The organism is Prosthecodimorpha staleyi, assembly GCF_018729455.1.
GTDB lineage: Bacteria > Pseudomonadota > Alphaproteobacteria > Rhizobiales > Ancalomicrobiaceae > Prosthecodimorpha > Prosthecodimorpha staleyi.
This window is the reverse complement of sequence record NZ_JAHHZF010000005.1, coordinates 58,367-84,841: the sequence shown is the minus strand read 5'-3', so window position 1 is coordinate 84,841 and position 26,475 is coordinate 58,367. Positions and strand designations below refer to the sequence as shown.

General features: G+C 69.7%; 23 protein-coding genes. 17 read left to right on the top strand and 6 right to left on the bottom strand.

Annotated features, from left to right (window positions below):
- Window positions 1-127 precede the first annotated feature (127 nt).
- The 5 genes from dctP (at window position 128) to KL771_RS11020 (ending at window position 4,907) form a co-directional block, all read left to right on the top strand.
- Complete coding sequence (gene dctP / locus KL771_RS11040) at window positions 128-1,147, top strand: TRAP transporter substrate-binding protein DctP (RefSeq protein ID WP_261968619.1); 1,020 nt, start codon at window positions 128-130, stop codon at window positions 1,145-1,147.
- Window positions 1,148-1,301: 154 nt separating this feature from the next.
- Complete coding sequence (locus KL771_RS11035) at window positions 1,302-1,856, top strand: TRAP transporter small permease subunit (RefSeq protein WP_261968618.1); 555 nt, start codon at window positions 1,302-1,304, stop codon at window positions 1,854-1,856.
- Complete coding sequence (locus KL771_RS11030) at window positions 1,849-3,159, top strand: TRAP transporter large permease (RefSeq protein ID WP_261968617.1); 1,311 nt, start codon at window positions 1,849-1,851, stop codon at window positions 3,157-3,159. Before KL771_RS11035 ends, KL771_RS11030 begins: the two co-directional genes overlap by 8 nt.
- 14 nt (window positions 3,160-3,173) lie before the next feature.
- Window positions 3,174-4,160 carry a quinone oxidoreductase family protein gene (locus KL771_RS11025; protein WP_261968616.1) on the top strand — a complete coding sequence of 329 codons (987 nt, stop codon included), beginning with the start codon at window positions 3,174-3,176 and terminating at the stop codon, window positions 4,158-4,160.
- Between the two features lie 153 nt (window positions 4,161-4,313).
- Entirely contained in the window at window positions 4,314-4,907 is a 594-nt protein-coding gene (locus KL771_RS11020; RefSeq protein ID WP_261968615.1) for a DUF4286 family protein, read from the top strand.
- Between the two features lie 279 nt (window positions 4,908-5,186).
- On the opposite strand, the gene KL771_RS11015 is transcribed toward KL771_RS11020, so the two are convergent.
- From KL771_RS11015 to KL771_RS11005, 3 genes are read right to left on the bottom strand one after another with little or no spacing between them, the layout of a single operon-like run.
- Window positions 5,187-6,416: an acetyl-CoA hydrolase/transferase family protein gene (locus tag KL771_RS11015; protein WP_261968614.1), complete on the bottom strand. Its 1,230-nt coding sequence runs from the start codon at window positions 6,414-6,416 to the stop codon at window positions 5,187-5,189.
- Complete coding sequence (locus KL771_RS11010) at window positions 6,413-7,606, bottom strand: CaiB/BaiF CoA transferase family protein (protein ID WP_261968613.1); 1,194 nt, start codon at window positions 7,604-7,606, stop codon at window positions 6,413-6,415. The genes KL771_RS11015 and KL771_RS11010 overlap by 4 nt, the downstream gene beginning before the upstream one ends.
- Window positions 7,603-9,012 (bottom strand): MmgE/PrpD family protein, encoded by a 1,410-nt coding sequence (locus KL771_RS11005; RefSeq protein WP_261968612.1) that lies wholly within the window; start codon window positions 9,010-9,012, stop codon window positions 7,603-7,605. The genes KL771_RS11010 and KL771_RS11005 overlap by 4 nt, the downstream gene beginning before the upstream one ends.
- A 321-nt stretch (window positions 9,013-9,333) precedes the next feature.
- Between KL771_RS11005 and KL771_RS11000 the strand changes: the two genes are divergently transcribed.
- From KL771_RS11000 to KL771_RS10980, 5 genes are read left to right on the top strand one after another with little or no spacing between them, the layout of a single operon-like run.
- Window positions 9,334-10,512, top strand: a complete 1,179-nt coding sequence (locus KL771_RS11000) for a CaiB/BaiF CoA transferase family protein (RefSeq protein ID WP_261968611.1) — start codon at window positions 9,334-9,336, stop codon at window positions 10,510-10,512.
- Window positions 10,513-10,517: 5 nt separating this feature from the next.
- Window positions 10,518-12,008: an aldehyde dehydrogenase gene (locus KL771_RS10995; RefSeq protein WP_261968610.1), complete on the top strand. Its 1,491-nt coding sequence runs from the start codon at window positions 10,518-10,520 to the stop codon at window positions 12,006-12,008.
- Between the two features lie 28 nt (window positions 12,009-12,036).
- Window positions 12,037-12,420 (top strand): carboxymuconolactone decarboxylase family protein, encoded by a 384-nt coding sequence (locus KL771_RS10990; protein ID WP_054361160.1) that lies wholly within the window; start codon window positions 12,037-12,039, stop codon window positions 12,418-12,420.
- 25 nt (window positions 12,421-12,445) lie between these two features.
- Window positions 12,446-13,342 (top strand): NAD(P)-dependent oxidoreductase, encoded by an 897-nt coding sequence (locus tag KL771_RS10985; RefSeq protein ID WP_261968609.1) that lies wholly within the window; start codon window positions 12,446-12,448, stop codon window positions 13,340-13,342.
- Window positions 13,343-13,349: 7 nt separating this feature from the next.
- Window positions 13,350-14,147, top strand: coding sequence for an N-acyl homoserine lactonase family protein (locus KL771_RS10980; protein ID WP_261968608.1), 798 nt, complete (start codon window positions 13,350-13,352; stop codon window positions 14,145-14,147).
- Between the two features lie 96 nt (window positions 14,148-14,243).
- On the opposite strand, the gene KL771_RS10975 is transcribed toward KL771_RS10980, so the two are convergent.
- Window positions 14,244-15,110 carry a branched-chain amino acid aminotransferase gene (locus tag KL771_RS10975; RefSeq protein ID WP_261968607.1) on the bottom strand — a complete coding sequence of 289 codons (867 nt, stop codon included), beginning with the start codon at window positions 15,108-15,110 and terminating at the stop codon, window positions 14,244-14,246.
- A gap of 184 nt (window positions 15,111-15,294) precedes the next feature.
- Between KL771_RS10975 and KL771_RS10970 the strand changes: the two genes are divergently transcribed.
- Entirely contained in the window at window positions 15,295-16,230 is a 936-nt protein-coding gene (locus KL771_RS10970; protein ID WP_261968606.1) for an alpha/beta hydrolase, read from the top strand.
- A 93-nt stretch (window positions 16,231-16,323) separates the two neighbouring features.
- On the opposite strand, the gene KL771_RS10965 is transcribed toward KL771_RS10970, so the two are convergent.
- Window positions 16,324-18,144 carry a long-chain-acyl-CoA synthetase gene (locus tag KL771_RS10965; RefSeq protein ID WP_261968605.1) on the bottom strand — a complete coding sequence of 607 codons (1,821 nt, stop codon included), beginning with the start codon at window positions 18,142-18,144 and terminating at the stop codon, window positions 16,324-16,326.
- A gap of 255 nt (window positions 18,145-18,399) precedes the next feature.
- On the opposite strand from KL771_RS10965, the gene KL771_RS10960 reads away from it, so the two are divergent.
- The 3 genes from KL771_RS10960 to KL771_RS10950 are packed head-to-tail and all read left to right on the top strand — an operon-like array spanning window position 18,400 to window position 21,294.
- Window positions 18,400-19,704, top strand: a complete 1,305-nt coding sequence (locus tag KL771_RS10960; protein ID WP_261968604.1) for an O-acetylhomoserine aminocarboxypropyltransferase/cysteine synthase family protein — start codon at window positions 18,400-18,402, stop codon at window positions 19,702-19,704.
- Window positions 19,705-19,720: 16 nt separating this feature from the next.
- Window positions 19,721-20,767 carry a homoserine O-succinyltransferase MetA gene (gene metA, locus KL771_RS10955; protein ID WP_261968603.1) on the top strand — a complete coding sequence of 349 codons (1,047 nt, stop codon included), beginning with the start codon at window positions 19,721-19,723 and terminating at the stop codon, window positions 20,765-20,767.
- Window positions 20,764-21,294 carry a flavin reductase family protein gene (locus tag KL771_RS10950; protein WP_261968602.1) on the top strand — a complete coding sequence of 177 codons (531 nt, stop codon included), beginning with the start codon at window positions 20,764-20,766 and terminating at the stop codon, window positions 21,292-21,294. The genes metA and KL771_RS10950 overlap by 4 nt, the downstream gene beginning before the upstream one ends.
- Window positions 21,295-21,331: 37 nt before the next feature.
- Here the strand turns inward: KL771_RS10950 and KL771_RS10945 are convergent, their stop codons facing one another.
- Window positions 21,332-22,750, bottom strand: coding sequence for a glutamine synthetase family protein (locus tag KL771_RS10945; protein ID WP_261968601.1), 1,419 nt, complete (start codon window positions 22,748-22,750; stop codon window positions 21,332-21,334).
- A 188-nt stretch (window positions 22,751-22,938) separates the two neighbouring features.
- Here KL771_RS10945 and KL771_RS10940 point away from each other — a divergent pair, with 188 nt between their 5' ends.
- From KL771_RS10940 to KL771_RS10930, 3 genes are all read left to right on the top strand, one after another.
- A complete protein-coding gene (locus KL771_RS10940; protein ID WP_261968600.1) occupies window positions 22,939-23,928 on the top strand; it encodes a DUF4424 domain-containing protein in 990 nt (329 codons plus the stop codon).
- Between the two features lie 124 nt (window positions 23,929-24,052).
- Window positions 24,053-25,399, top strand: a complete 1,347-nt coding sequence (locus KL771_RS10935; RefSeq protein ID WP_261968599.1) for a UDP-glucose dehydrogenase family protein — start codon at window positions 24,053-24,055, stop codon at window positions 25,397-25,399.
- Complete coding sequence (locus tag KL771_RS10930; protein WP_261968598.1) at window positions 25,396-26,418, top strand: NAD-dependent epimerase/dehydratase family protein; 1,023 nt, start codon at window positions 25,396-25,398, stop codon at window positions 26,416-26,418. Before KL771_RS10935 ends, KL771_RS10930 begins: the two co-directional genes overlap by 4 nt.
- The last annotated feature ends 57 nt before the right edge of the window (window positions 26,419-26,475 follow it).

Here is a 26,475-nt window from a genome sequence, read left to right as displayed (position 1 = left end):
TCCCGTCATCCGAACCGGGCTGGCTCGCCGGTCCCGTCAGACCCACCGGCGCGGCGGTTCGCGCCGATCGGCGGCGGTCCGCGAGAGGCCGTCCGGTTCGTCAAGAAAAAGCACCCGGGAGGACATGATGAAGAGCCTGAAGACGCTGATCGGAACACTTGCGGTCTCGCTGCTTTGTGCGGGCACGGCGACCGCCGAGCGCCTGAAATACGGCGACTACATGCCCCAAGGCGCAAACGAGTATTCGCGCACCGCCGAATGGATGGGCAACGAGATCAACAAGCGCGCCGGCGGCAAGCATTCCGTCACCATGCTGTGGGGCGGCACGGTGGTGAAAGTCGGCGAGGTGCCGACGGCGGTCGAGAACAAGATCATCGACATCGGCCCGCTGGTCACGCCCTACTTCCCCGACCAATTCCCGATCAACAACGCCATCCCGTTCTTCTGGCCGCAGCCCAAGTCGCAGGCCGAACTCGGCAAGCTGATGCTCAAGTGGCACGGCGAGCATCCGGAATTCGCCGCCGAACTGGCCAAGTACAAGCTCAAGCTGGTCAGCGTCCGCCCGCTGCCGAGCTACGGCATCATCTGCACCAAGCCGGTGCGTACGCTGGCCGACTTCAAGGGCCTGCGCATCCGGTCCTACGGCATCGCGTTGCCGGCCATGCTGGAAGCGCTCGGCGCCGTGCCGGTCTCGATGGCCGATGTCGACGGCTACGAGGCCCTCTCCAACGGCATCCTGGACTGCTCGCCCGGCGACCCGCCGCTGACCGTCGGCTGGAAATGGGCCGATGTCGCCAAATACTACATCGACGTTCCGATGGGCGCCTCCTGGGGCCACATCCTGGTCATGAACATTGACAAGTACAACGCTCTCCCTGAAGACCTGAAGAAGATCATCGACGACATGAAGGAGGACTATCTGAACGAGTTCCTCCGCGTCTACGCCAAGTCGATCGAGGATACCCGCGCGGCCTGGAAGGCCAACGGCAAAGTCGAGGTGATCGCCTTCCCGAAGGACGACTTCCTCAAGGCGACGCTCGAAAACGCCAAGGTCCAGGCGGTGCGCGCCAGCTGGATCACCCGCGCCACCAAGGCCGGCATGCCGGAGACCACCGCCAAGAAGGTGGTCGACGAACTGACCAAGTGATCCCTGCCGCGCCGGCCCGTGGCCTGCGGCCCGCCGGAGCCCGACCGGATCGGATGGCCTCATCCGATCGAATGGGCGGCTCCGGTACAAGGCTGCAGGCTGTGGGCCGGCGCGGCGATCGTGCCGTCCGTCCCTCGTTTTGCGGAGCGTCCTCTTGAAGCGGACCATCCTTCGATTGCGGCGCGCCTTCGGCCGCATTCTCCTCGGCGCAACGCTGCTGTCCGGCGTGATCTGCTTCGTGATGATGTGGCTGATCGACGCCAATGCGCTGTCGCGCAAGATCTTCAATGCCCCCGTTCCGGGCGGCGTCGAACTGACCCAGTCGCTGCTGACCGCCTCGATCATGCTGCCCTTCGGCTATGTGCTGTTCCGCGGCGAGCATGTGAACACCGTGTTCCTGACCTCGCGCTTCTCGAAGGCGGCGAACCGGTTCCTGTACCTGTTCTGGATGACGGTCGGCTTTCTTCTGTTCTGCGCGGTCGCCTACGGCTCGTTCAACTTCGCCCTGCGCTCCTATGCTATGAACGAGCAGGTCTGGGGCGCCACGGTGCGCTTCCCGCTCTATCCCGCCAAATTCGCCGTGACGGTCGGCGCCGTCCTGATCGCGGTGCAGTTCGCGCTCGAAGCCCTGGTCGCCCTGTTCGCCCATAGCGACGGCGACCTGTCCGCGGCCGCGCCCGATCACGAGAAGGACCATCTGCATGTCTGACGTGACGATCGGCTTCATCGGCGCGGCCGCCATGCTGGCCTCGATCTTCCTCGGCGCGCCGATCATGGTCGCTCTGACCACCGTCGGTTTTCTGGGCTTGACCGTATTGACCGGTTTTGCGCCGGCGCTCACCGTGCTCGGCACGCTTTACTTCGAAACTGTCAACAGCTTCCACTTCAGCGTCATCCCGATGTTCCTGCTGATGGGCTTCTTCGCCATGCAGGCCGGCATCGGCAACGACCTGTTCGATGCCTGCACCAAATGGCTCGGCCGGCTGCCCGGCGGCCTGGCGGTCGCGACCACCGGGGCGGCGGCGGCCTTCGGGGCCGCGTCCGGCTCCAGCGTCGGCTCGGCCATGCTGTTCACCAAGCTGGCCCTGCCGGAGATGGCCTCGCGCGGCTACAACAAGGGCTTCGCGTCTGCCTGCATCGCCATCGCCGGCACGCTTGCGGTGCTGATCCCGCCGAGCGCCCTGATGGTCGTCTACGGCATTCTGACCAACTCCTCGATCGGCGAACTGCTGATCGCCGGCATCATCCCCGGCATCGTCTTCGCGACCCTGATCGGCCTGACCATTCTGGTCGTCTCGGTGGTCAAGCCGGCCTACGCACCGCGCTTCCGCGAGCGCTTCACCCTTCGCGAGATGCTCTGGTCGCTGCGCCTGATCGCGCCGCTCTTTACCGTCATCGTGGTGATGATCGGCGGCCTCTATGGCGGCTATTTCACGCCGACCGAAGGCGGCGGCATCGGCGCTCTTGTCACCTTCCTGATGGCGGTGGTGCGCAACCGCGGCATCGACGTGAAGGCGCTCTCCAAGACCCTGCTCGACACCGTGACGCTGACCGCGATGATCTTCGCCATCATCATCGGCGGCCTGCTGTTCGCCCGGTTTCTGGCACTCTCCGGCGTCTCCGACGAGATCAAGGACATCCTGAGCAATTCCGGCCTGTCGGTCTGGACCGTGCTGTTCCTGGTCACCATCATCTACCTGATCTTCGGCATGCTGATGGATGCGCCCTCGCTGCTCGCCATCTCGCTGCCGATCACCCACCCGGTCATGATGGGGCTCGGCTTCGATCCGCTCTGGTTCGGCGTCTACGTCATCGTGCTGGCCGAGATCGGTGCGATCACGCCACCGGTCGGAATGAACTGCTTCGTCGTCAAGGGCGCGGCCGGCAACCTGGTCTCGCTCGAGGAGATCTTCCGCGGCCTGTGGCCGTTCATCGGCACCTGCGCGCTGATGCTGCTGCTCCTGGTGCTGTTCCCGGAGATGGCCCTCTATCTGCCCCAATCCATGCGCTGATCGGAACCCCACCCATGAAAGCCGTCCGAATCCACGCCTATGGCGGGCCGGAACAACTCCGCTACGAGGATATCGACCTCGCCCCGCCGGGTCCCGGCGAGGCGCTCGTCCGGCACCGCGCGATCGGGGTCAACTTCGCCGACCTGCACAATCGCGAGGGCCGCTATCCGGTCCCCTCGCTGCCGCACGTGCTCGGCGGCGAGGCGGCCGGCGTGGTCGAGGCGCTCGGCCCCGGCACCGAGGGCCTGCGCGTCGGCGACCGCGTCGCCTATGCGGCCGGCGGTCCGAAATTCGCGCCGGGCTCCTATGCCGAGGCGCGGCTCTTCCCGGCCGATCGGCTGATCCCGCTGCCCGACGAGATCGACGACGTGACCGCCGCCGCGCTCTTCACCAAGGGTCTGACCGCGCAGTATCTGATCCGCAGCGTCTTTCCTGTCGGCCCCGGCCAGACCATCCTGGTTCATGCTGCGGCCGGCGGCGTCGGCCTGCTGCTCTGCCAATGGGCCGCCCATCTCGGCGCCCGGGTGATCGGCGTGGTCTCGACGCCCGAAAAGGCCGAGGTCGCACGCGCCAACGGCTGCCGGCACGTCATTCTCGCCGGCGACCCCGACATTCCCGGCCGGGTCCGCTCGCTGACCGCCGGCGAGGGCGTGCCGGTCGTCTATGACAGCGTCGGCCGCGACACCTTCGAGGTCTCGCTCGACTGCCTGAAGCCGCGCGGGCTGATGGTCTCGTTCGGCACCGCCTCCGGCAAGGTGCCGCCACTGGATCTCTTCACGCTCAACCGCAAGGGCTCGCTGTCGGTGACCAGTGCCGCCTTCGCCTGGTTCGTGCAGAGCCGCGAGGAGCTGCGCGCCCGCGCCGCCGACGTGATCGACGCGGTCCTGTCCGGGGTCGTCAAGGTCCATGTCCACAGCCAGGTGCCGCTGGCGGAGGCCGCGGAGGCCCACCGGGCGCTCGAATCCCGCCGCACCATCGGGGCCACGGTTCTGATCCCGTGACGTTCTGATTTCGGCGGCTGCGGAGAACGGCCGCCGGACAACGCCGCGCGTCGGTCTTCCGCCTTCGGACCACGAGACCTTCGCTTCGCCGCGGCGGCCCGCTCGATCTGCGTCCGCGGCCGCCGGCATGACCGCTCCAACCCAAGGTGTCCCATGCCGAACAAGGGCCTTCTCCTGGTGATGATGCAGGCCTCGCCGGATTTCGAGGACGAGTTCAACGCCTGGTACGATACCCAGCACGTCCCAGAGCGTCTGGCCGTTCCGGGCATCACCACGGCGCATCGTTTCGAGGCCGAGAGTGGTTGGCCGAAATATCTCGCGCTCTACGATCTCGATTCCGTCGCGGTCCTGGACAGTTCGGCCTATGCGCGCGTCTCCGGGGCCAACAACAGCCCCTGGACGCGGCGCGTGCTGTCGCGTGTCGACGCCCGGCGCATCGTCTGCGAGCAGATCGGCCCGGGTTCGGAGGCGGTCACTGCGGCCCCGCGCGTCGCGGTCCTGCGCTTCGCCGGCGTGCCGGAGACCGCCCGTCCGGAGGTCGCGGCCGGGCTCGCCCGCTCCTTCGGCGGGATGCCCGGCATCCGCCAGGTCCGCCTCTTCGCCGATACCGAGGCGGCCGGAACCCTTTATGCCGTCATCGCCGGCACCCTGCCGCCGCTCGCGATCTTCGACCCCGCCGCCTTCGGCCCGTGGCAGAATGCGATCGATCTGACCAACGGCTACGCCGCCCGCGCCCCGCGGGGGTGATCCTCCTTGGCCGACCCGCGTCCCGGCGCGGCGGCCGGAGCGCCACCTGGAGCATCATCCGATCTGAGTGGATCGGATGATGCTCTGCATGTTTTTGTTTACGCAAGCTTTTTCCGATCAGAGCGAACCGCTCTGATCGGACCTTGCTCTAGTGGTTCGATCGAGACGGATGGATCCCATCCGTCTCGTGAATCCGAGCCACTAACTCTTTGATTGCGTGGTCAATTCAATCTGGCATTTGCGGGACGCAAATGGCAGATTTTGACCACTGGTGACGGTTCACATCCGGCGGCGGAGGGTCTGCCAGGCTTCGGCGAGGGTTGGGCGGGCGGCCGGGTCGGCGATGGCGATGAGGGCTTCGGCGACGCGGTCGACCGGGAGGCCGGCGATCACGGCGGCGCCATGCTCGGTGACGACGCAGTCGACCTCGCCATAGGCGAGCGAGACCGGCCCCGGCGAGAGGGTCGGCACGATGCGCGAGACAGTGCCGCCGGCGGCGGTCGAGACCAGCGCGACGATCGCTCGGCCGCCGGCCGAGCGGCGTGCGCCGCGGGCGAAATCGCCGAGACCGCCGCGGCCGCCGGCCATGCGCGGGCCGATCCGCTCGGCATTGACCTGACCGAACAGATCCACCTCGATGGCGAAGTTGATGGCGTGGAAGCGCGGCAGGGCGGCGAGCACGGTCGCGTCGTGGGTGTGGCCGATCGGGCGGAAGCGGATGCGCGGATCGGCGGCCGCGCGCCGCATGAAGGCGAGCGGGCCGACCGCGACGCCGGTGGTGACGGTGTCGACCGCGCCGGCCTCGACCAGATCCAGCACCCGTTCGCCGATCAGGCCGGCATGGATCGACAGGCCGCGCCGGTCGGCGAGTTCGGCCAGCACCGCCTGGCCGAGCCGGCCGATGCCGACCTCGACAACCGCGCCGTCGGCGACCAGGCCGGCGACATGGCCGGCGATCGCCGCGGCGACGGTGCCCGGCGGGGCGGGTTCGGGTTCGACCAGCGGATCGCCGACCGCGACCAGCGCGTCGAAGCGGTCGACCGGCAGGAGGATGCCGTCGCGCGCCGGCGGCATGGCCGGATTGACGAGGCCGATCAGTCGGGCCCGGCCGGCGGCGAGGTCCGGGATCAGGTCCTGTGCGACGCCGGGCGAGACCATGCCGGCCTCGGGCGGCGCCACGGTCGCGAAGGCGAGGTCGACATGGGCGGCGAGATGCGCCGGGATGGCCGAATAGTCGATCGGGACGTGGCGGTAGCGGCCGGCCTCGTAAGCAGCCCGGGCACTGTCGGGCACGAAGAAGCCCTCGACCGCGGCTCCGGGCACGCGGGCGGGGATGTCGGCCCGGTTGACGCCGGGGATCGCGCAGGAGACGAAGCGCGCCCCCTCGGCGCGGCCCGGATCGGCGGCGAGCGCATCGATCACGGCGGTCGGCTCGCCCGCCGCCCCCGGGATCAGGACGGTCGTGCCGGAACGGATGCGGTCGAGCGCGGCGGCGAGTGCGGGCGTCATCCGATCGTCCCGTCGCGGGCCAGCCCGGCGATCGCCGCGGCCGAATAGCCGAGTTCGGCCAGCACCTCGGCATTGTGCTCGCCAAGGCTCGGCGGCGGCCTGGTGACGGTGCCGGGCGTGCCGGAGAACTTGACCGGGAAGCCGAGCTGCGGAATGCGGCCCTCGACCGGGTGGTCGATCTCGAACACCATCTCTCGCGCGCGCATCTGCGGATCGGCGGCGGCCTCGGCGAAGCTGTTGACCGGGCCGGCGGAGATGTCGGCCTGCCAGAGGCGGGCGACCCATTCGTCGCGGGTCGCGGTGGCGAAGGCCTCGGTCAGGATGGCATGCGCGCGGGCGGCGTCCTCCGGACCCGGGAAAGGCTCGGCCGGCAGGTCGTCGCGGCCGAGCAGCTGGCGCAGGCGCGACCAGAAATGATCCTCGATGATGCCGAGGGTCAGGTATTTGCCGTCGGCGCAGCGGTAGATCTCGTAGGGCGCCGAGCCGCCGGCATTGCGGTATTCGCCGCCGCGCGGCTCGTGTCCGGCATAGAGCCATTCGGCCATGTGCGAGACCATCAGCGCCATGGCGCCGTCGGTCATCGAAACGTCGACGAACTGGCCCTCGCCGGTCGTGGTGCGAGCGAGCAGCGCCGCCAGGATGCCGTAGACCGCCATCAGGCTGCCGCCGGCGATGTCGGCGATCAGCGGGCCGGGCACGAAGGGGCCGGTTTCGCGCCGCGACATCAACTGCAGCATGCCGACGATGCCGAGATAGTTCATGTCGTGGCCGGGCACCAACCGGTAGGGGCCGGTCTGGCCGTAGCCGGACAGCGCGCAATAGACGAGCCGCGGGTTGATCGCCCGGAGCGCCGCGTCGCCGACGCCGAGCCGGTCGGCAACGCCCGGCCGGAAACCCTCCAGGACGACGTCGGCGCCGGCCGCCAGCTTCTCGACAATCGCACGGCCCTCGGGCTTCTTCAGGTCGACCGTGATCGAGCGCTTGTTGCGGTTGGAGATCAGGAAAACGCCGGAATCTCTTGCCCCCATGGGCGGAAAGTCGCGCATCGGGTCGCCGGCCCCGGGCTGCTCGACCTTGATCACGTCGGCGCCGAGATCGCCGAGCATCTGGGCGGCGAGGTTGCCGGGCAGCAGGCGGGCGAGTTCGATCACGCGGATGCCGGCGAGCGCGCCGGGGCGTGGCGAACTCACGAAGCCACCGCCAGATCGACCAGCGTCGCGGCATCGCCCCCCTGGGCGAGACCGTCGATGGCGTCGACCAGGGTGTCGGCCCGCGCGGCGCCGAGCCGGGTCGTGGCGGCGGCCCTCAGCCGCTCGCGCACGCCGGAACGGTCGACCGCGGTCACGTCGTCGCGCCGGGCGGAGACGCGGCGGCCGTCGTTGAGCGTCACCGTGATGCCGGCGCCCTGGCGCTCCGGATAGGCGACCTCGAAGACCGGGTCGACGGCGAGTTCGGTGAGCCCGGCGAGGCGCAGCACGGCGGGATCGTCGAGCCGGACATAGTTCGCCTCCTCGACCGCGCCGCGAACCAGCGTCGCCGCGATCGCGTACTGGATACTCATCTTGGCCTCCAGGATGCCCGGGAAGGGGCCGGACCGGTCGCAGCCGGGGTAGCGCAAGGCGGGCGTGAAGCTCGCCACCTCGATGCGTACGACACGGTCCGCGGTGACGCCCTGGTGGACCAGATCGAGCGCCACCTGACAGGGCGTCTGCACATAGTTGCAGGCCGGCGCCGGCTTCCAGTAGACCGACAGGATCTCGTAGTTCCCGTCGCCGAGCGGCTCGATGCCGGCGGCGCGTTCGCGCCGGCCATGGGCGGCGAACAGGCCGGCGCGGCCGTCGATGGCGGTCGGCGACGCGAAGGCGCCGGTCGTGGCGAGTTGCACCGCAGTGACCGCCGAGCGGGCCGCGAAGCCGGCATGGAAGAAGACCTCGGTGCCGCCGGCCCAGGGCCATTCGTTGACGCCGGCCGCGCAATTGGCCGCATAGCCGATCGCCGAGACCGTCTCGGCCTGCGACAGGCCGAGGAGCCGGCAGCCGGCCGCGGCCGCGCCGATCGCCCCGACGGTGCCGGTCGGTCGCAGGCGGGCGGCGAGATCGGCATCGAACAGGGCGCGGCCGACCCGGGCGCCGATCTCGTAGCCGGCGACGGCGGCGGCGATCAGGTCCGGCCCGGCGACGCGGCGTCCGGCCGCCAGCGCCAGCAGGGTCGGCCAGACCACCACGCCGAGATGCGAGCAGGCCGGGACATGCATGTCCTCGCGGATCAGGCCGTGGCCGAGCGTGCCGTTGGCAAAGGCCGCCTCGCCGGCGCCGAGCGAGAGATCCGTGCCGATCACGCGCGCCGGGCCGGCCGGCTGCATGCCCGCATAGGCGGCGACCTGCCGGCCCCAGGGCAGCGGCCTCGCCTCCAGAACGCAGCCGAAGAAATCCGTCAGGCAGCCGGTCGCCTTGTCGACGACGGCGGCGGGGAGCGATCCGAAATCGACGGCCCGCGCGAAGGCAGCGAGCCGCTCGGCGACGGGCCGGGCGATTTCGGGGGACGCGAATGCAGAGGGCGCGACAGGGGCGGCGGCGCGGTCCGGCAAGGCTGCCATGGCGGATCTCCCTGAGGGTGACGGAGCCCGGAGCGGGCGAGGCTCGCCGCCGGACCGGCGCGAAAGCCGCACGCGCGGGGTCCGGCCGGCGACGGCGGACCCCGCCCGGCGGGAGGCTTCGCGAGGGGGGATCCGGCTCTTCCGACCGGTCTCCGCCCGGCGGACAGTCTCGGTGATGCGGACCGGTCGAGGAAATCCGGTCGGCCGGCATAACAGGTTTCGCACCGGCGGGGATGGCCGCTGGCCCGGCGGCTGGCGGAGACTTCCCCCGTCCCGACGGACGCCCGCCGGCTGTCCCGTCCCCGCCGATCCGAGGTGTCGATGTCCGAACCCGTCGCTCCCCGCCGATGCGCCGATGCCGCTTCGGGTCTCGGGCGGGAGCTCGACGGCATGCTGGTGGTTTCGATCGAGCAGGCGGTCGCGGCGCCCTATTGCGGGCTGCTGCTCGCCGATGCCGGTGCGCGGGTGATCAAGGTCGAACGGCCGGGCGGCGATTTCGCGCGCGGCTACGACCGGCTGGCGGCCGGGCAGAGCGCCTATTTCGTCTGGCTGAACGGCGGCAAGCAGTCGGTCGTACTCGATCTCGACCGGCCGGACGACTTCGCCCTGCTCGACGCGATGCTCGTCCGGGCCGACATCTTCCTGCACAATCTCGCTCCCGGCGCGCTGGAGCGGCGCGGGCTGACCGGCGAACGCCTGCGCCGGACCAATCCGGGCCTGGTCACCTGCGAGATCACTGGCTATGGCCGCGACGGTCCCTATGCGGCGATGAAGGCCTACGATCTCCTGGTCCAGGCCGAGACCGGGCTCTGCGCGGTGACCGGCACGGGCGAGGCGCCGGCGCGGGTCGGGGTCTCGATCTGCGACATCGCCACCGGCCAGACGGCCTTCTCGGCGATCCTGCGCGCGCTCCTCCTGCGCGGACGGACCGGGCAGGGCAGCGACCTGTCGATCGCCATGTTCGACGTGCTGGCCGATTGGATGAACGTGCCGCTTCTGGTGCAGCGCCACCAGGGCCGGCCGCCGGCGCGCGTCGGCGTCGCCCATGCCACGCTGGCACCCTACGGGCTCTATGCCGCGGCGGACGGCGAGGACATCCTGATCGCGGTCCAGAACGAGCGCGAATGGGTAGCGCTGGCGACCCGCGTGCTCGGCCGGCCGGATCTGGCGACCGATCCGCGCTTCTCCGACAATTCCGCCCGGGTCGCCAACCGGACCGCGCTTGCGATCGAGATCGAAGCGGTCTTCGGCCGGCACCGCCGCGACGCGCTCATCGCCCTCCTGACGGAGGCCGGGATCGCCTGCGCACGGCTGAACACGGTCGCCGATCTCGCCGACCATCCGCAGCTGCGCGCGCGGACGGTCTCGGCCGGCCCGGTCGAAATCGATCTCGCCGCCCTGCCGGTCGGGACGGGCGCGCATCTCGGGCGGGTGCCCGATCTCGACGAGCATGGCGCCGCGATCCGCGCCGAATTCGCCGCTGCCGCGGCGCTGGGGTGAGGCCGATGAAGACCTATCAGCTCTATATCGACGGCCGCTTCGTGGATGCCGAGGGCGGGCGGACCTTCGAGACCGTCGATCCCTATCGCGGCGAAGTCTGGGCCCATGTCGCCCATGCGGGCGCGGCCGATGTCGACCGGGCCGTCCAGGCCGCCGATGCGGCGCGGCGCGGCGAATGGGGCCGCATGTCGGCGTCGAAGCGCGGCCGGCTCCTGATGCGGCTCGCCGACCTGATTGAGGCCGAGGCGCCGCGCCTTGCCGAGATCGAGGTGCGCGACAACGGCAAGCTTTATGCCGAGATGTCCGGCCAGACCCGCTACATCGCGGAATGGTATCGCTATTTCGGCGGACTGGCGGACAAGATCGAGGGCGCCGTGATCCCGTCGGACAAGGCCGACGTGCTCAACTTCACCCGGCTGGAGCCGGTCGGCGTCGTCGCCATGATCACGGCCTGGAACTCGCCCCTGATGCTCCTGACCTGGAAGCTCGCCGCCGCGCTGGCGGCCGGCTGCACGGCGGTGATCAAGCCGTCCGAGTTCACGTCGGCCTCGACCTTGGAATTCATGCCGCTGTTCGAGCAGGCCGGCTTCCCGCCGGGCGTCGTCAACACGGTGACGGGCTTCGGGGCGGATACCGGCGCGGCGCTGGTCTCCCACGACAAGGTTGCCAAGGTCGCCTTCACGGGCTCGGATGCGACGGGGCAGAAGATCTACGAGATGGCCGCGCGCGGCATGAAGCAGGTCTCGCTCGAACTCGGCGGCAAGTCGCCCAACATCGTGTTCGAGGATGCCGACCTGGAGGCCGCCGTGATGGGCGCGATCTCGGGCATCTTCGCCGCCACCGGCCAGACCTGCATCGCCGGCTCGCGCCTGCTGTTGCAGCGCTCGATCCACGACCGCTTCATGGAGCGCCTGATCGAGGTCGCCCGCTCGGCCCGGATCGGCGACCCGATGAGCCCGGAGACCCATGTCGGCCCGGTCACCACGCCGCCGCAATACCGCAAGGTGCTTGACTATATTGAGATCGCCAAGGCGGAGGGCGCGCGCTGCGTGCTCGGCGGCAACCCCTATGGGGGCGAGGGCGCCTGGGTCGGGGGGCGGACGGGCGGGCAGTTCGTCGAGCCGACCATCTTCACCGAGGTGCGCAACGACATGCGCATCGCCCAGGAGGAGGTGTTCGGGCCGGTCCTCGCCGTCATTCCGTTCGACGACGAGGCCGATGCGATCCGCATTGCCAACGACGTGAAGTTCGGCCTCGCCGCCGGCGTCTGGACCCGCGATCTCGGCCGCGCCGTGCGGCTGTCCGAGCGGCTCGAGGTCGGCATGGTCTGGGTCAATACCTACCGGATGGTCAGCTACACCTCGCCCTTCGGCGGCGTGAAGCGCTCCGGCATCGGCCGCGAGAGCGGCATGGAGTCGATCCGGGAATGGCTGCACGTCAAGTCGGTCTGGTTCGCCGCCTCGTCGAGCGTCGCCAATCCCTTCATCATGCGTTGAAGACACCAGAAATCAGGGAGGAACAGTCATGGATCAGGCCACCTACGAGAAGGGTCTCGCCATCCGCACCGCGGTGCTCGGCAAGGACTATGTCGAGAATGCCATCAAGACCGCCGACGATTTCAATCGGCCGCTGCAGGAACTGGTCACCGAATATTGCTGGGGCGCGGTCTGGGGCCGCGACGGACTCGACCGCAAGACGCGCAGCTTCCTGAACCTGGCGATGCTGTCGGCACTCAACCGGCCGCACGAGATCGAGGTCCACGTCAAGGGCGCGCTCAACAACGGGCTGTCGCGCGCGGAGATCTGCGAAGTCTTCCTGCAGGTCGCGATCTATTGCGGCGTGCCGGCGGCGGTCGATTCCTTCCGCATCGCGCGCAAGGTCTTCGCCGAGATCGACGGCAAGAAGTGAGCGGACGCGGGGAGGGAACAGCATCATGGCGCACGAGATCGGCTTCATCGGCCTCGGCAATATGGGGACGCCGATGGTCCGGCGTCTCATCGCCGCCGGTCACCGTCTGATCGTCACCGACGTCCGGCCGGAGACGGCCCGGGCGCTGGAGGCCGAGGGCGCGCGCGCCGTCGGCTCGGCCCGGGAGGTCGCCGACGCGGCCGAGACCGTGATGGTCTCGCTGCCCTTCCCAAAGGTGGTCGAGGAGGTCGCCGCGGCGGTGGCAGAGGGCTCCCGCGTGCGCCGCTTTGTCGACCTGTCGACGACCGGCTCGATCACCTCGCAGCGCGTGGCGGCGATGCTGGCGACGAAGGGCATCGTCCATCTCGACAGCCCGGTCTCGGGCGGCATCGCCGGGGCCGTCAACGGCACGCTCGCCGTGATGGTGTCCGGCCCGCGCGCCGACTACGACCTGATCCAGGACGCGCTCGGACAGATCGGCAAGCTGTTCTTCATCGGCGAGAAGACCGGCATCGCGCAGACCATGAAGCTCGCCAACAACCTCCTGTCCGCGACCGCCCTGGCGGCGACCTCGGAGGCGGTCGTGATGGGCGTCAAGGCCGGCATCGACCCGGCCGTGATGATCGACGTGATCAACACCGGCTCGGGCCGCAATTCCGCCTCGCAAGACAAGTTCCCGCGCTCGATCCTGCCGCGCACCTTCGATTTCGGCTTTGCGACCGGGCTTCTCTACAAGGACCTCAAGCTCTGCATGGAGGAGGCGGAGGCGCTCGGCGCGCAGATGTGGGTCGGCATGGCGGTCAAGCAGATGTACCAGCTCTGCAACAACCTGCATGGCGCAGGCTCCGACTTCACCGAGATCGTCAAGGTGCCGGAAGCCTGGGCGGGCGTCGAGGTCGGCCCCGTGCCGAAGAAGGGCTGAGCGGGCGATGCGCGACGACCAGTACCGGATCCACATGATCCGCTATGCCCGCTCGGAGCGAAACCGGCCGGCCAACTTCTTCGGCGGCGACCCGCACAACACGCCGATGCCGATCGACTACTTCGTCTGGGTGCTGTCCAACGGCGCCCGCACGATCGTGGTCGATACCGGCTTCGACGAGGCGGTCGGGCGGCGCCGGCAGCGGGAGACGATCCATCCGGTCGGGGAGGGGTTCCGGGCGATCGGGCTCGATCCCGGCACGGTCTCCGACGTGATCGTGACGCATATGCATTACGACCACGCCGGCAATCACGACCTCCTGCCGGGCGCACGCTACCACGTGCAGGATTGCGAAATGGCCTATGTCACGGGCCGCTGCATGTGCCACCACCTGCTGCGCCACCCCTTCGAGGAGGAGGACGTGGTCGCCATGGTGCGCAAGGTCTATCAGGGCCGGGTCGAGTTCCACGACGGCACCGGCACGGTCGCGCCGGGCGTCACCGTCCACAAGGTCGGCGGCCACTCGCGCGGGCTGCAGATCGTCCGCGTCGAGACCGAGCGCGGCCCGGTCGTGCTCGCCTCGGATGCCTCGCACTACTACGAGCATATCGAGAACGACCGCGCCTTCTCGGTCCTGGTCGATCTCTCCGAACTGCTCGAGGGCTACCGCACCATCCGCAAGCTGGCCCCGAGCATGAAGCATGTCGTGCCCGGCCACGATCCGGCGGTGTTCGACCGCTACCCCGCCGCCGGCCCCGGCCTCGAAGGCTGGGCGATCCGGGTCGACCTGGAGCCGAACCGGTAGGGGCGCCGATCGCTTTGGCGTCACCCGGTATGGGATGCCAGAAGCGGCGGGGCGCCGGGTGCGCCGTCCCGCCGCCGGCTGTGCCCGGACGCGCCGTCAGGAATGGGCGAAATCCCAGTAGAGCTGGCGGGCCTTCCGGCAGAAGGGGCCGGGCTGCAATTCGCGCTCGTCGATGCGCACGATCGGGGAGACCTTGGCGAAGTTGCCGGAGGTGAAGATCTCGTCGGCGGTCTGGAAATCGGCGTAGGAAAGCGAGGTTTCCACGACCGTCACGCCGGCGGCGCGCAGGAGCCCGATGACGCGGTCGCGGGTGATGCCGGACAGGAAGGTGCCATTCGGCGCCGGCGTGTAGACGACGCCGTCACGGGCCATGAAGACGTTGGAATTGGCCGTCTCGGCGATGTTGCCGAGCATGTCGCGCAGCAGGCAGTTGGTGAAGCCGCGGGCGTCGGCTTCCATCAGCGCGCGGGCATTGTTCGGATAGAGGCAGCCGGCCTTGGCGTCGACGGGCGCGCATTCGGCGGTCGGGCGGCGATAGGGCGACAGGGTGACCGAGGCGCCGGCCGGTGCCGGCATCGGGCTTTCGTAGATCGAGAGCGCCCAGTCGGTCGTCTCGGGGTCGAAGCGCACGCCGCCGCCATAGCCGTTCTCGGCCCAGTACATCGGCCGGATATAGAGCTCCGGCTTCGGTCCGAACTTGGCAATGCCTTCGCGGGCGAGCGTCATCCAGGCCTCGACCGAGACCACCGGCTTCAGGCGGAAATTGCTGGCCGAACGGTTGACCCGCTCGAAATGACGGTCGAGATCCGGGGTCACGCCCTCGAAGGCGCGGGCGCCGTCGAACACGGTCGAGCCGAGCCAGGCGCCATGGGTGCGCGGCCCCATGATGCGCACGTTGCCTTCGTGCCAGGCATCCTCGAAGAAGGTCCAGGTGCGGGAATAGGCGATGGTCTTGTTGCCCATGGCGGGGGTCCTGTCTCGGGTCGTTCGGCTGCCGATCCTGCCTGAGACAGTTGAGGATTCCGTTTCCGCTTCGGTGTTGCCGGCCGCGGGACGGGCGCGCGGGAACCTCGCCTTAACGGCGGCCGTGCTCGGTTGCCATGGCCGGGGCCGCCGTCGCGCCGGCACGCCTCCCGGAGCCCTGCCGATGCCGCTCGATCCCCGCGCCGCCCGCTTCCTCGACATGGCCGCCGCCGGCCGTGCCGAGCCGCGCGAGCGCACGATCGCCGAACGCCGGGCCGGGCTCGCCAAGCTGATGGCCTTCGCGCGCGCCGACCGCATGAGCCCGACCGGCCGCGATCTCGCCCTGCCGGGCCCCGCCGGGCCGATTCCCGCCCGTCTCTACGGCCCCGGCGCGGCGCCGGCGGAGGCGGTCCTGCCCGGGCTGGTCTTTCTTCACGGCGGCGGCCTGGTCGCCGGCAGCATCGAGACCCATGACGTGGTCGCCCGGGCACTCGCGGAAGCGAGTGGCTGCCGGCTGGTCTCGGTCGGCTACCGGCTCGCACCGGAACACCGCTATCCGGCCGCGGCCGAGGATGCCGAGGCGGCCCTCCGGGCGGTCCATGTGACGGCGGGGGACCTGGCGATCGATCCCGACCGGATCGGGCTGGTCGGCGAATCCGGCGGCGCGGCGCTCGCCGTCGGGGCCGCGGCGGCGGCGCGGTCGGCGGGGCCGCGCGTCGCCCTGATGGGGCTGATCTGTCCGGTACTCGATTGCGGCGGCGAAAGCGCCTCGCGGCTCGAATTCGCCGAGGGCTACCTGATCGACCGGGCGACGCTCAAGGCCGATCTCGCCGATCTCCTGCCGCCGGACTTCGATCCGGCCGATCCGCGCCTGTCGCCGCTCCGGCTCGCCGATCTGGCCGGTCTGCCGCCGGCGATCGTCCACACCGCCGAATGCGATCCGCTGCGCGACGAGGGCGAGGCCTTCGCGGTCCGGCTGGCCGCAGCCGGCGTGCCGGTGACCCTGCAGCGCCATGCCGGCATGGTGCATAATTTCCACGCGCTCGGGGCGGTGCTGCCGCAGGGCCGCGCCGCGCTCGACGCCATGGGGGTGGCGTTCGGGGCGGCGCTCAGGGGATAGCGAACCGCCGGGATTTCTCCCGTGCATGCGTCGGGCGGTCCGTGCGGTCCTGGCGGCACGGGGGGCCAAGCCGGCACCCGACCCGGGTTGGCCTCAGAGCCGGATGCGGCCCTCGACGATGGCGCGGTGGTGGTCGGCATCGAGGGGGCGGTAGGCGCCGGCGGCCGCGTCGTCGACGAACAGGGGGTCGCGGATCGCGGTCGGGTCGAAGCCGTCGCGCACCAGGTCCTGCTTCTTCTGCTTGAAGGTTTCGGTCAGGGCGAGGCCGGACGCAAGGCGCAGGAACAGCGGGCGGGCATAGGCCGGCAGGACCGCCGTCAGGTGCCGGCGCAGGGCGGCGAGGTCGAAGCCCGGCTCTGTGACCAGCGCGGCCATGCCGGCCCGGCCGTCCGCGCCCGGCACCGCGACGCCGTAGACGGTCGCGTCGACGACGCCCGGCACGGCCGCGATGGCCGCGGCGACCTCGGCGGTCGCGACATTCTCGCCCTTCCAGCGGAAGGTGTCGCCGATCCGGTCGACGAAATACCAGAAGCCCTTCTCGTCAATGCGCATCAGATCGCCGGTGCGGAACCAGGCGTCGCCCGGCGCGAACACGTCGCGCAGCACCTTGCGTTCGGTCTCCTCCGGGCTGGTATAGCCCTCGAAACGCCCGCCACCCGCCGTCGCCGCGATGCGCCCGATCGCCTCGCCGGCCTCGCCGCGCGCTGCCTTGAGGCACAGCCCGTCCGGACCGCGCAGCGGCAGGCCGGCCTCGGGATCGAAGCGCACGATTGCGGCCGGGAAGCGGTGGCTGAGGAAGGGCGGGATGCGCCCGATCGCGCCCGGCCGGCCCTCGACGTTGAAGAGCGAGAAGTTGCCCTCGGTGGCGGCGTAGAATTCCAGGATGTCGGGAATGCCGAACCGGGCCTGGAACGGCTCCCAGACATCGCCGCGCAGGCCGTTGCCGCAGGCGAGCCGCAGCCGGTGGCGCCGCTCGTCGGGATGCGGCGGGGCCTTCAGGAGATAGCGGCAGAGCTCGCCGATATACTGAAACAGCGTGCAGTCGTGGCGCACCACGTCGGCCCAGAAGCGGCTCGCCGAGAATTTCTCGGCCAGCACCACCGATCCGCCGGAGACCAGCATGCTGGCGGTCGCGACCACGCCGCCGACGCTGTGATGGATCGGCAGGCAGTCGTAGAGCCGGTCGTCCAGGGTCGCGGCGGAGAGCCCCGCGAACCAATGGCCCCAGCTCAGGATGCGATGGTGCGAGACATGCGCCGCCTTGGGCAGGCCGGTCGTGCCGGAGGTGTAGATCAGAAGCGCCCGGTCATGCACGCCGACCGGCCGGCGCTCGTGCGGCGCCAGCGGGTCGCCCGGCAGTCGGTCGAGTATGCCGGCGAGGTCGTCCTGCGCACCGCCATGGGTCCAGAGCCGCGGCGCCGGCTCGAACCCGGCGATCGCGTCGGCGACGGGCGCGGCGAATTGGGCCTCGGCGATCACATGGGCCGGCGCCGCCACTTTGAGCGCATGGACCAGCGAGCCGCCGGTCAGGTGCGTGTTGACCAGCGCCACCAGGCCGCCGACCGTGGTGATCCCGATCCAGGCGGCGAGATAGTCCGGCCGGGTCGACATGACCAGCGCGACCCGGTCTCCCGGCGCGATGCCGGTTTCAAGCGCCCAGCGGGCATAGCGGGCGATCCGTGCGGCGAGCTCCGCATAGGTGAAGGTCTCGGTCTGCGAGATCAGGGCCGGCCGGGCGCCATCGGTGGCGGCGCGGTCTGCGATCACGTCGGCGAGCAGACGCTCCGGCGCCGCATCGATCGCCGCCACCCGCTCGATCGCCATCAGCCAGCGCTTGGAGGGCGAGGGCAGGGCGGAGCACGGCGCAGCGGGAGGCTCCGGGGCGGCGAGGATCGGAAACGCGGTCTGGTTCATGCGGAGGCCGTCCCGGGTCGCAGGCAGGGCGGCGGAGGCGCCCGCTTCGGCATAGCGCAGGAGCGGTTGCAGCGCGCTGAACGATCATGGTGAACGCCGCATCAAGGCGGGAAAGAGAATCCGAAGTCTTGGTTCATCGTTAGGGTTAAAAATCGTTTGGTTTTGCGGCTTCATTTCCGGTTTAAGGGCTCGCGCGTAGGTTTGGTTCGGACAGGCGGTGGGCAAATGCGGCGCCCACGGCCGACGAGGATCATCATGCGCAGAGAGACCATCGCGATCCATGCCGGCTACGAGCCGGATTCTGCCGTCAAGTCGGTCGCTGTGCCGATCTACCAGACCGCGTCCTATGCCTTCGATAGCGCCGATCATGCCGCCGCGCTGTTCAATCTGGAAGAGGAGGGCTTCCGCTACAGCCGGATCAACAATCCGACCACGGCGGTGCTCGAGAAGCGGCTGGCGGAGCTCGAAGGCGGCGTCGGTGCCCTGTGCGCGGCCTCGGGGCAGGCGGCGCTGCATATCGCGCTGGTCAATCTCGCCGACCATGGCGGCAACATTGTCACAGTGCCGCAGCTCTACGGCACGACCCACACGCTGCTCTCGCACATCCTGCCGCGCCAGGGCATCACGACCCGCTTTGCGGCGAGCGACCGCCCGGAAGATATCGCCGCGCTGATCGACGACGAGACCCGCGCGGTCTTCTGCGAAAGCATCGGCAACCCGGCCGGCAATGTCTGCGACATCGCAGGCATCGCGGCGGTGGCGCATGCGGCCGGCGTGCCGCTGGTGGTCGACAACACGGTGGCGACGCCGATCCTGCTGCGCCCCTTCGAGCACGGCGCCGACATCGTCGTGCATTCGCTGACCAAGTTCCTTGGCGGGCACGGCACCACGCTCGGCGGCGCGATCGTCGACAGCGGCCGCTTCCCCTGGAAGGAGGTCGGCGCGCGCTTCCCGGCCTATGTGGTGCCGGACCGCTCCTATCACGGCCTGATCTATGCCGAGCGCTTCGGGCCGATGGCCTATATCGAGCGCGCGCGCAGCGTCTACCAGCGCACCATGGGCGCCGTGCTGTCGCCCTTCAACGCCTTCCTGATCCTGCAGGGGATCGAAACGGTCGCTCTGCGCGTCGAGCGCCATGTCGAGAATGCCCGCAAGGTGGCGCATTGGCTGAAGGCCGATCCGCGCGTCGCCTGGGTCAACTATGCCGGCTTCGACGACAGCCCCTACAAGGCGCTGGTCGAGCGCTATCTCGACGGCCGCGCCTCCTCGCTGTTCACCTTCGGCATCCGCGGCTCGATGGAGACCGGCAAGGCCTTCTACGATGCGCTCAAGCTGGTCACGCGGCTGGTCAATATCGGTGACGCAAAGTCGCTCGCCTGCCATCCGGCCTCCACGACCCATCGCCAGATGAATCCCGACGAGCAGCTCAAGGCCGGCATCCGGCCCGAGACCATCCGCCTGTCGATCGGCATCGAGCATGTCGACGACATCATCGCCGATCTCGACCAGGCGCTGGCCGCCGCCGTGGCCGCCGAGCGCTTCGCCGAAGCCGCCGAGTGACGCCGGGAGGCCCGCCATGGTGATCGCCCAGACCAAAGGCCGTCACGATCCCGGTCCCGCCGCGCCGCCGCGCCGGCGCGCGGCCCGGGGCGGGGGCGCGGGCGGGCGCGGCTTCGGCCGGCCGGTCACCATCGGGCTCGTCAACAACATGCCCGACACGGCGCTGACGGCGACCGAACGGCAGTTCTCCGGTCTGATCGCGGAGGCCGCGGCCGGCCGGCCGGTCCGGCTGCTCCTGTTCTCCTTCGCTTCAGTCGCCCGCTCCGAGCCGGCACGTGCCCGCATGGCGGGCCAATACCGTGACGCCGCCGACCTCGCCGGCACGCCGGTCGACGCCCTGATCGTGACCGGGACCGAGCCGCGCGCGCCGCGTCTCGACCAGGAGCCCTATTGGCCCGACATGGCCCGGCTCATCGACCATGCCGCGCGCCACACCGTTTCGACGCTCTGGTCCTGCCTCGCGGCGCATGCGGCGGTGCTGCATCTCGACCGGGTCGAGCGCCGGCCGCTGGCCGACAAGTGCTTCGGCGTCTTCGGCAGCCAGCCCGCGGCCGCCGATCCTCTGGTCGCCCGGCTCGGCGCGCCGTCGCTCTCGGTCGCCCATTCGCGCTGGAACGGTCTCGATGCGACCGATCTGACGGCAAAGGGATACCGAATCCTGGCGACAGTCGGCGCCGCCGGGGTCGACGTCTTCGCCAAGCGCGTTGGCAGCGAGTTCGTCTTCTTCCACGGGCACCCGGAATATGATGCCGGCGCGCTCGCGGGCGAATACCGCCGTGATGTCGGCCGCTTCCTGACCGGCGAGCGGGACCGCTATCCCAATCTGCCCGTCGGCTATTTCGATGCGAATACGAACGCGGTGCTGGCCGACTATCGCGCGCGGGCCGAGCACGACCGCGGCGCGGTCGCCTTCGCCGATCTGCCGCGCCTGGTGCCGCGATCGGGGCTCGCCGAGGCGACGCGCGCGACGGCCGCCTTCCTGTTCCGTAACTGGCTCGACGGCGTCTTCACGGCCGTCGGCGGCGAGGCCGGGCGCGATGGTGCCGCCGCGGTGGCGCGATGAGCGTCGCCGAATGCCTGCCCGAAGCCGGTCCGGGCGTGCCGGACATCGACCCGGCCGCCTTCCGCCTCGCCATGCGCGAACTGGCCGGCGGGGTCAGCGTGGTCACCACCGGGCGCGGCGCGCTGCGCACCGGGCTGACCGCGACCTCGGTCACGTCGCTGTCCGCCGAACCGCCGACGCTGCTCGTCTGCATCAACCGCTCGTCCTCGGTGCTGCCGGTGCTACGCGAGCAGCAGGCCTTCGCGGTCAACATTCTCAAGGCCGGCCATGAGGATGTTGCCGACCGCTTCGCCGGCCGGTCGGGTGCCTATGGGGCGGCGCGCTACGGCGATGCCGACTGGACCGAACTGGCGACCGGCATGCCGGTGCTGGCCGATGCGCTGGCCGCCTTCGACTGCCGCGTCGAGGCGATCCTGGACTGGCACAGCCACGCCGTCGTGATCGGCCGGATCGAGGCCCTGGCAACGAGCGGCGGCGACGGCGCGCTGGTCTACTGGCGCGGCGGCTACCGGGGCGTCGCGCCCTGACACCGGCCGGGCGGCTATCGCCCGGCCTTTCCGCCGCTCAGACGACGAAGCCGTACAGCTCCCACTCCGCGTCCGAGACATCGAGTTCCAGGCGCTGCCACTCTGCCCGCTTCACGGCGACGAAGGCGCGGTGCATGCGTTCGCCGAGCGTGCGCTTGACGAAGTCCGAACCGTCCATCCGGTCGATCGCATCGATCCAACTGCGCGGCAGGCCGGCCGGGCGCGCGGCCTCGTAGTTGTTGCCCTCGGCGGCGGGGCCCGGATAGCTCTGGTCGCGGATGCCGTCGAGCGCACCGGCCAGCGTGATCGCGCCGACCAGATACGGGTTGGCATCGACACCGGCGACGCGATGCTCGAAGTGGCGGGTCGCGCCCGGCAGGCCCGGCACGCGCAGGGCGACGGTGCGGTTCTCCACGCCCCAGGAATCGGAGGCCGGCGAATAGACCGCGGAGGCGAAGCGGCGCCAGGAATTGCGGTAGGGGGCGAGGATCAGCATCGTGTCGCCGATCGTCTTGCGGATGCCGCCGATGGCATGGAGCATCAACGGACTGAGCGAGCCGTCCGGCTGGTCGGCAAACAGGTTGCGGCCGTCCTCGCCGCCGAGCGACAGATGCAGGTGCATGCCGGAGCCGGCTTCCTGGCCGAAGGGCTTGGCCATGAAGGTCGCCTCGACGCCGAAGCGGCGCGCGATCGTGCGCACCAGCCGCTTGGCCAGGATCACATCGTCGGCGGCCCGGATCAGATCGCGGTAGCGGATGGTCAGTTCGTACTGGCCGGGGCCGTATTCGGAGATCAGCGATTCGAAGGTCAGTCCGGACGCCGCGGCGGCCTCGTAGATGGCCTCGAACAGCGGCGACATCTCGTCCAGTTCGTCGACCGACATGGTGTTGCGCTGCATCGAGCGCCGGCCGGTCAGCGCGTAGGTGGCGGGCATGCGCCGGCCGTTCGCACCGGGCTGCCGATCGACCAGATAGAATTCCAGCTCGAAGGCGCCCATCGGCTCGTAGCCGGCGGCGCGGGCGCGCGCGATCTGGTTGAGAAGGGCGGTGCGCGGGGCGACCTCGAACGGGCTGCCGTCGGCCTCGTACATTTCCACCAGCACCTGGCCGCGCCCGACCTTGGGCAGATAACCGAGCGTTCCGGGCACGGGCCAGACGCGCATGTCGGCGCCGCCGTCGACCAGGATCAGCCCGCTCTCCTCGACATCGTCGCCGGCGACGTCCTGGCCGAACAGCGAGCCCGGCATGCCGCGGCCGTTGCGGTAGAGCGATTCCAGTTCGTGCCGGCGGATGATCTTGCCGCGACCGATGCCGTGGAAGTCGGGCATGACCACGTCGATACCCTGGACGTCCGGATGGCGCTCCAGGAAGGCGTGGGCTTCCTCCAGGCTGGCGCCGGTCGGCGCCGCGTCCGTCGTGGTCGCCCCGTCTGCGGCCGTGTCCGACTTGGTCTTCAAGGCTTGCTCTCCCGCTGCAGGTCGGCGGGCGGGCCGGCTCTCCGCCGCCGCAGCCTCGTCGTTGCGTCCTTCTCTATCGACCGGCGCGCGGACTTGTCCATGACCTGGGGCGGTCGGCCGCGGGTCGATTGGCCGGATACCCGAAATCCGGCTAGGATCGCGCCGCGGCCGGTTAGACGGAGTCGGTGATGTTCGCGTGGGGCTTCAGGATCGGGTGTCTTGCCGGGCTACTCGGCATGGCGGGCGGTCCGGCCGCCGCCAATGACAGCCAGGCGGCCTTCGGCCTCGGCGGTCTGACGCTGGTCCGCTCCGCCGACATCCGCATGGACATCGAGGTGCTGTCCATCTCCGAAGAACGGATCACCGTCGACTATGTCTTCACCAACGCCTCGTCGCGCGATGTCGATACGCTGGTCGCCTTTCCGTTGCCGGATGTGGACAACGGGATCGAGGTGTTCACGCCCGACTACGTCAACGAGCTCGACTTCCGCACCGTGATCGACGGCCAGCCAGCGGCCCTCGAACTGGTGCAGATCGCCCGTTTCGGGGGACGCGACATCACCGCCCGGCTGCTGAGCCTGGGCGTGCCGCCGATGCCGGTCGGGACCTTCGATGCCGCCATCAACGCCCTCGATCCGGCGACGCGCCAGGCGATGATCGCCGAAGGGCTGATCGAGGAATATGGTAGCGACGGCAAACAGCCGCTCTGGGCCGCGCACTGGACGACCGCGACCAGCGTCACCCGGCGCCAGGTCTTTCCGGCCGGCCGGAGCGTATCGGTCAGTCACTCCTACAAGCCGTTCACCGGAGGCTCGGTCGGCGGCCGGCTCGATCCGGGCAATCGTAAGACGAGGGAATTCGCCGAGGCGCGAACAAAATATTGTATCGACGACGCTTTCATCCAGGGCTTCGATCGCAAGCGCGCGGCCGCTGCGAAGACTGGGAGCTACCACGGCGAAACCTGGATATCCTATGTCCTGACTTCGGGCGCCAACTGGAAGGGGCCGATCGGTCAGTTCCGGATGATCGTCGACAAGGGCCATCCGGACGCCCTGGTCAGCTACTGCGCCACCGGCGTGCGCAAGACCGGCCCGACCCGTTTCGAGGTCGCCTATCAGAACTTCGTACCCCGTCAAGACGTTCACATCCTCATCGTCAAGTTCCATCAGGATCAATGACGGCCCCGCCCTCTGCCGGGGGAAAATACGGGGTTGCTGTCGCCGGATCGGCAAGCGATGGTGCACCGCGCCGTCGGTGGGATTTTCGGCCTAAGAGCATGGGATTGCAGAGGAGTTTTTGCATATGAAGATCGCGATGATCGGTTCCGGCTATGTCGGCCTGGTCTCGGGCGCCTGTCTGGCCGATTTCGGTCACGACGTGATCTGCGTCGACAAGGACCCGGAGAAGATCGTTGCGCTGCGCGCCGGCCGCATCCCGATCTACGAGCCGGGCCTCGAGGAGCTGGTCGCCAGCAACATGCGCGCGGGCCGGCTCGCCTTCTCGACCGACCTTGCGGCTGCCGTGGCCGAGGCCGCGGTGGTGTTCATCGCCGTCGGCACGCCGGCGCGGCGGGGCGACGGCCATGCCGATCTGTCCTATGTCTACGGCGCCTCCCGCGAGATCGCCCGGGCGATGCGCGGCTTCACCGTGGTGGTGACCAAATCGACCGTGCCGGTCGGCACCGGCGACGAGGTCGAGCGCATCCTGCGCGCAGAGAATCCCGCGGCCGACTTTGCCGTCGCCTCCAATCCCGAGTTCCTGCGTGAGGGGGCGGCGATCTCCGACTTCAAGCGGCCGGACCGGATCGTCGTCGGCCTCGACGACGAACGCGCCCGTCCCGTCATGTCGGAAGTCTACCGGCCGCTCTACCTCAACGCTGCGCCGCTGCTGTTCACCGACCGGCGGACCTCCGAACTGATCAAATATGCGGCCAACGGCTTCCTGGCGATGAAGATCACCTTCATCAACGAGATGGCCGATCTCTGCGAGAAGGTCGGCGCCGACGTGCAGCAGGTCGCCCGCGGCATCGGCCTCGACAACCGCATCGGCTCGAAATTCCTGCATGCCGGTCCGGGCTTCGGCGGCTCCTGCTTCCCGAAGGACACGCTGGCGCTGATCAAGACCGCGCAGGATCACGAGGCGCCGCTACGGCTGATCGAGACCACCCACGCGGTCAACGACCAGCGCAAGCGCGCCATGGCCCGCAAGGTGATCGCCGCCTGCGGCGGCTCGGTGCGCGACAAGACCGTGGCGCTGCTTGGACTGACCTTCAAGCCGAACACCGACGACATGCGCGAGGCGCCGTCGCTGGCGATCGTGCAGGCGCTGCAGGATGCCGGCGCGGTGGTGCGCGCCTACGATCCGCAGGGCATGGCCGCGGCCCGCGAGATGATGCCGTCGATCGACTACGGCAGCGGACCCTACGACGTGGCGCGCGACGCCGACGCCCTGGTGATCATCACCGAATGGGACGCCTTCCGGGCGCTCGACTTCAAGGAACTCGCCCGGATCATGCGCGCGCCGATCCTGGTCGACCTGCGCAACATCTACCGCCGCGCCGACGTGGTCGGCCACGGCTTCACCTATGTCAGCATCGGCCGCTCGTCGGTCAGTCTCGAAGAGGGCTCCTTGGTCCAGGCGGCCGAATGAGGGTCTTCATTACCGGAACGGCCGGCTTCATCGGCTTCCATCTGGCCCGTCGCCTGCTCGGCGAGGGCCATGTGGTGACCGGCTATGACGGGATGACCGCCTATTACGACCTGCGCCTGAAGCGCGCCCGGTCGGCGATCCTGGCGCGGGCGCCGGGCTTCATCGGCGTCACCGGCATGCTGGAGGATCGCGAGGCCCTGGAGCGGGCCGTCGAGGCGTCGGACCCCGAGGTCGTGATCCATCTCGCCGCCCAGGCCGGCGTGCGCCACAGCATCGACAATCCGGGTGCCTATATCGCCTCCAATCTGGTCGGCAGCTGGAACCTGCTCGACATCTGCCGGCAGGCGCGGCCGGGTCACCTGCTGCTCGCCTCGACCAGTTCGGTCTATGGCGCCAACGCCAAGGTGCCGTTCTCGGAAACCGACCGCGCCGACGAGCCGATGTCGCTCTATGCGGCGACCAAAAAATCCATGGAGGCGATGGCCCATTCGCAGGCCCATATCCACGGCGTGCCGACGACCGCCTTCCGCTTCTTCACCGTCTACGGCCCCTGGGGCCGGCCCGACATGGCGATGTTCCGCTTCACCGACGCGATCCTGAAGGGCGAGCCGATCGACCTCTACGGCGAAGGCCGCATGCAGCGCGACTTCACCTATATAGACGACCTGATCGAGGCGATCGTCCGCCTCATCCCGCTCGCGCCAGCCTTGCCGGCGGATCTGTCTGCGGCCGCCGAGGCCGGTCTGTCGCCGATCGCGCCGTTCCGGGTGGTCAATATCGGCAGCGGCCGGCCGATCGGGTTGATGGACTTCGTCGCCGCGATCGAGGCGGCGATCGGTCGGAAGGCCGAGACGCGCCTCCTGCCGATGCAGCCCGGCGACGTGCCGCGCACCTATTGCGCGCCCGATCTTCTCGAGCGGCTGACCGGCTATCTCCCGTCGACCCCGGTCGCCGAGGGCGCCCACCATTTCGTCGACTGGTTCCGGACCGAATACAGCGCCGCAGTCGAGGGCGCCTGACGGGCGAGGGCCTGCTGGGCCGACGGCAAGCCGGCGCCCCGCAAGTGCGTCGACCCC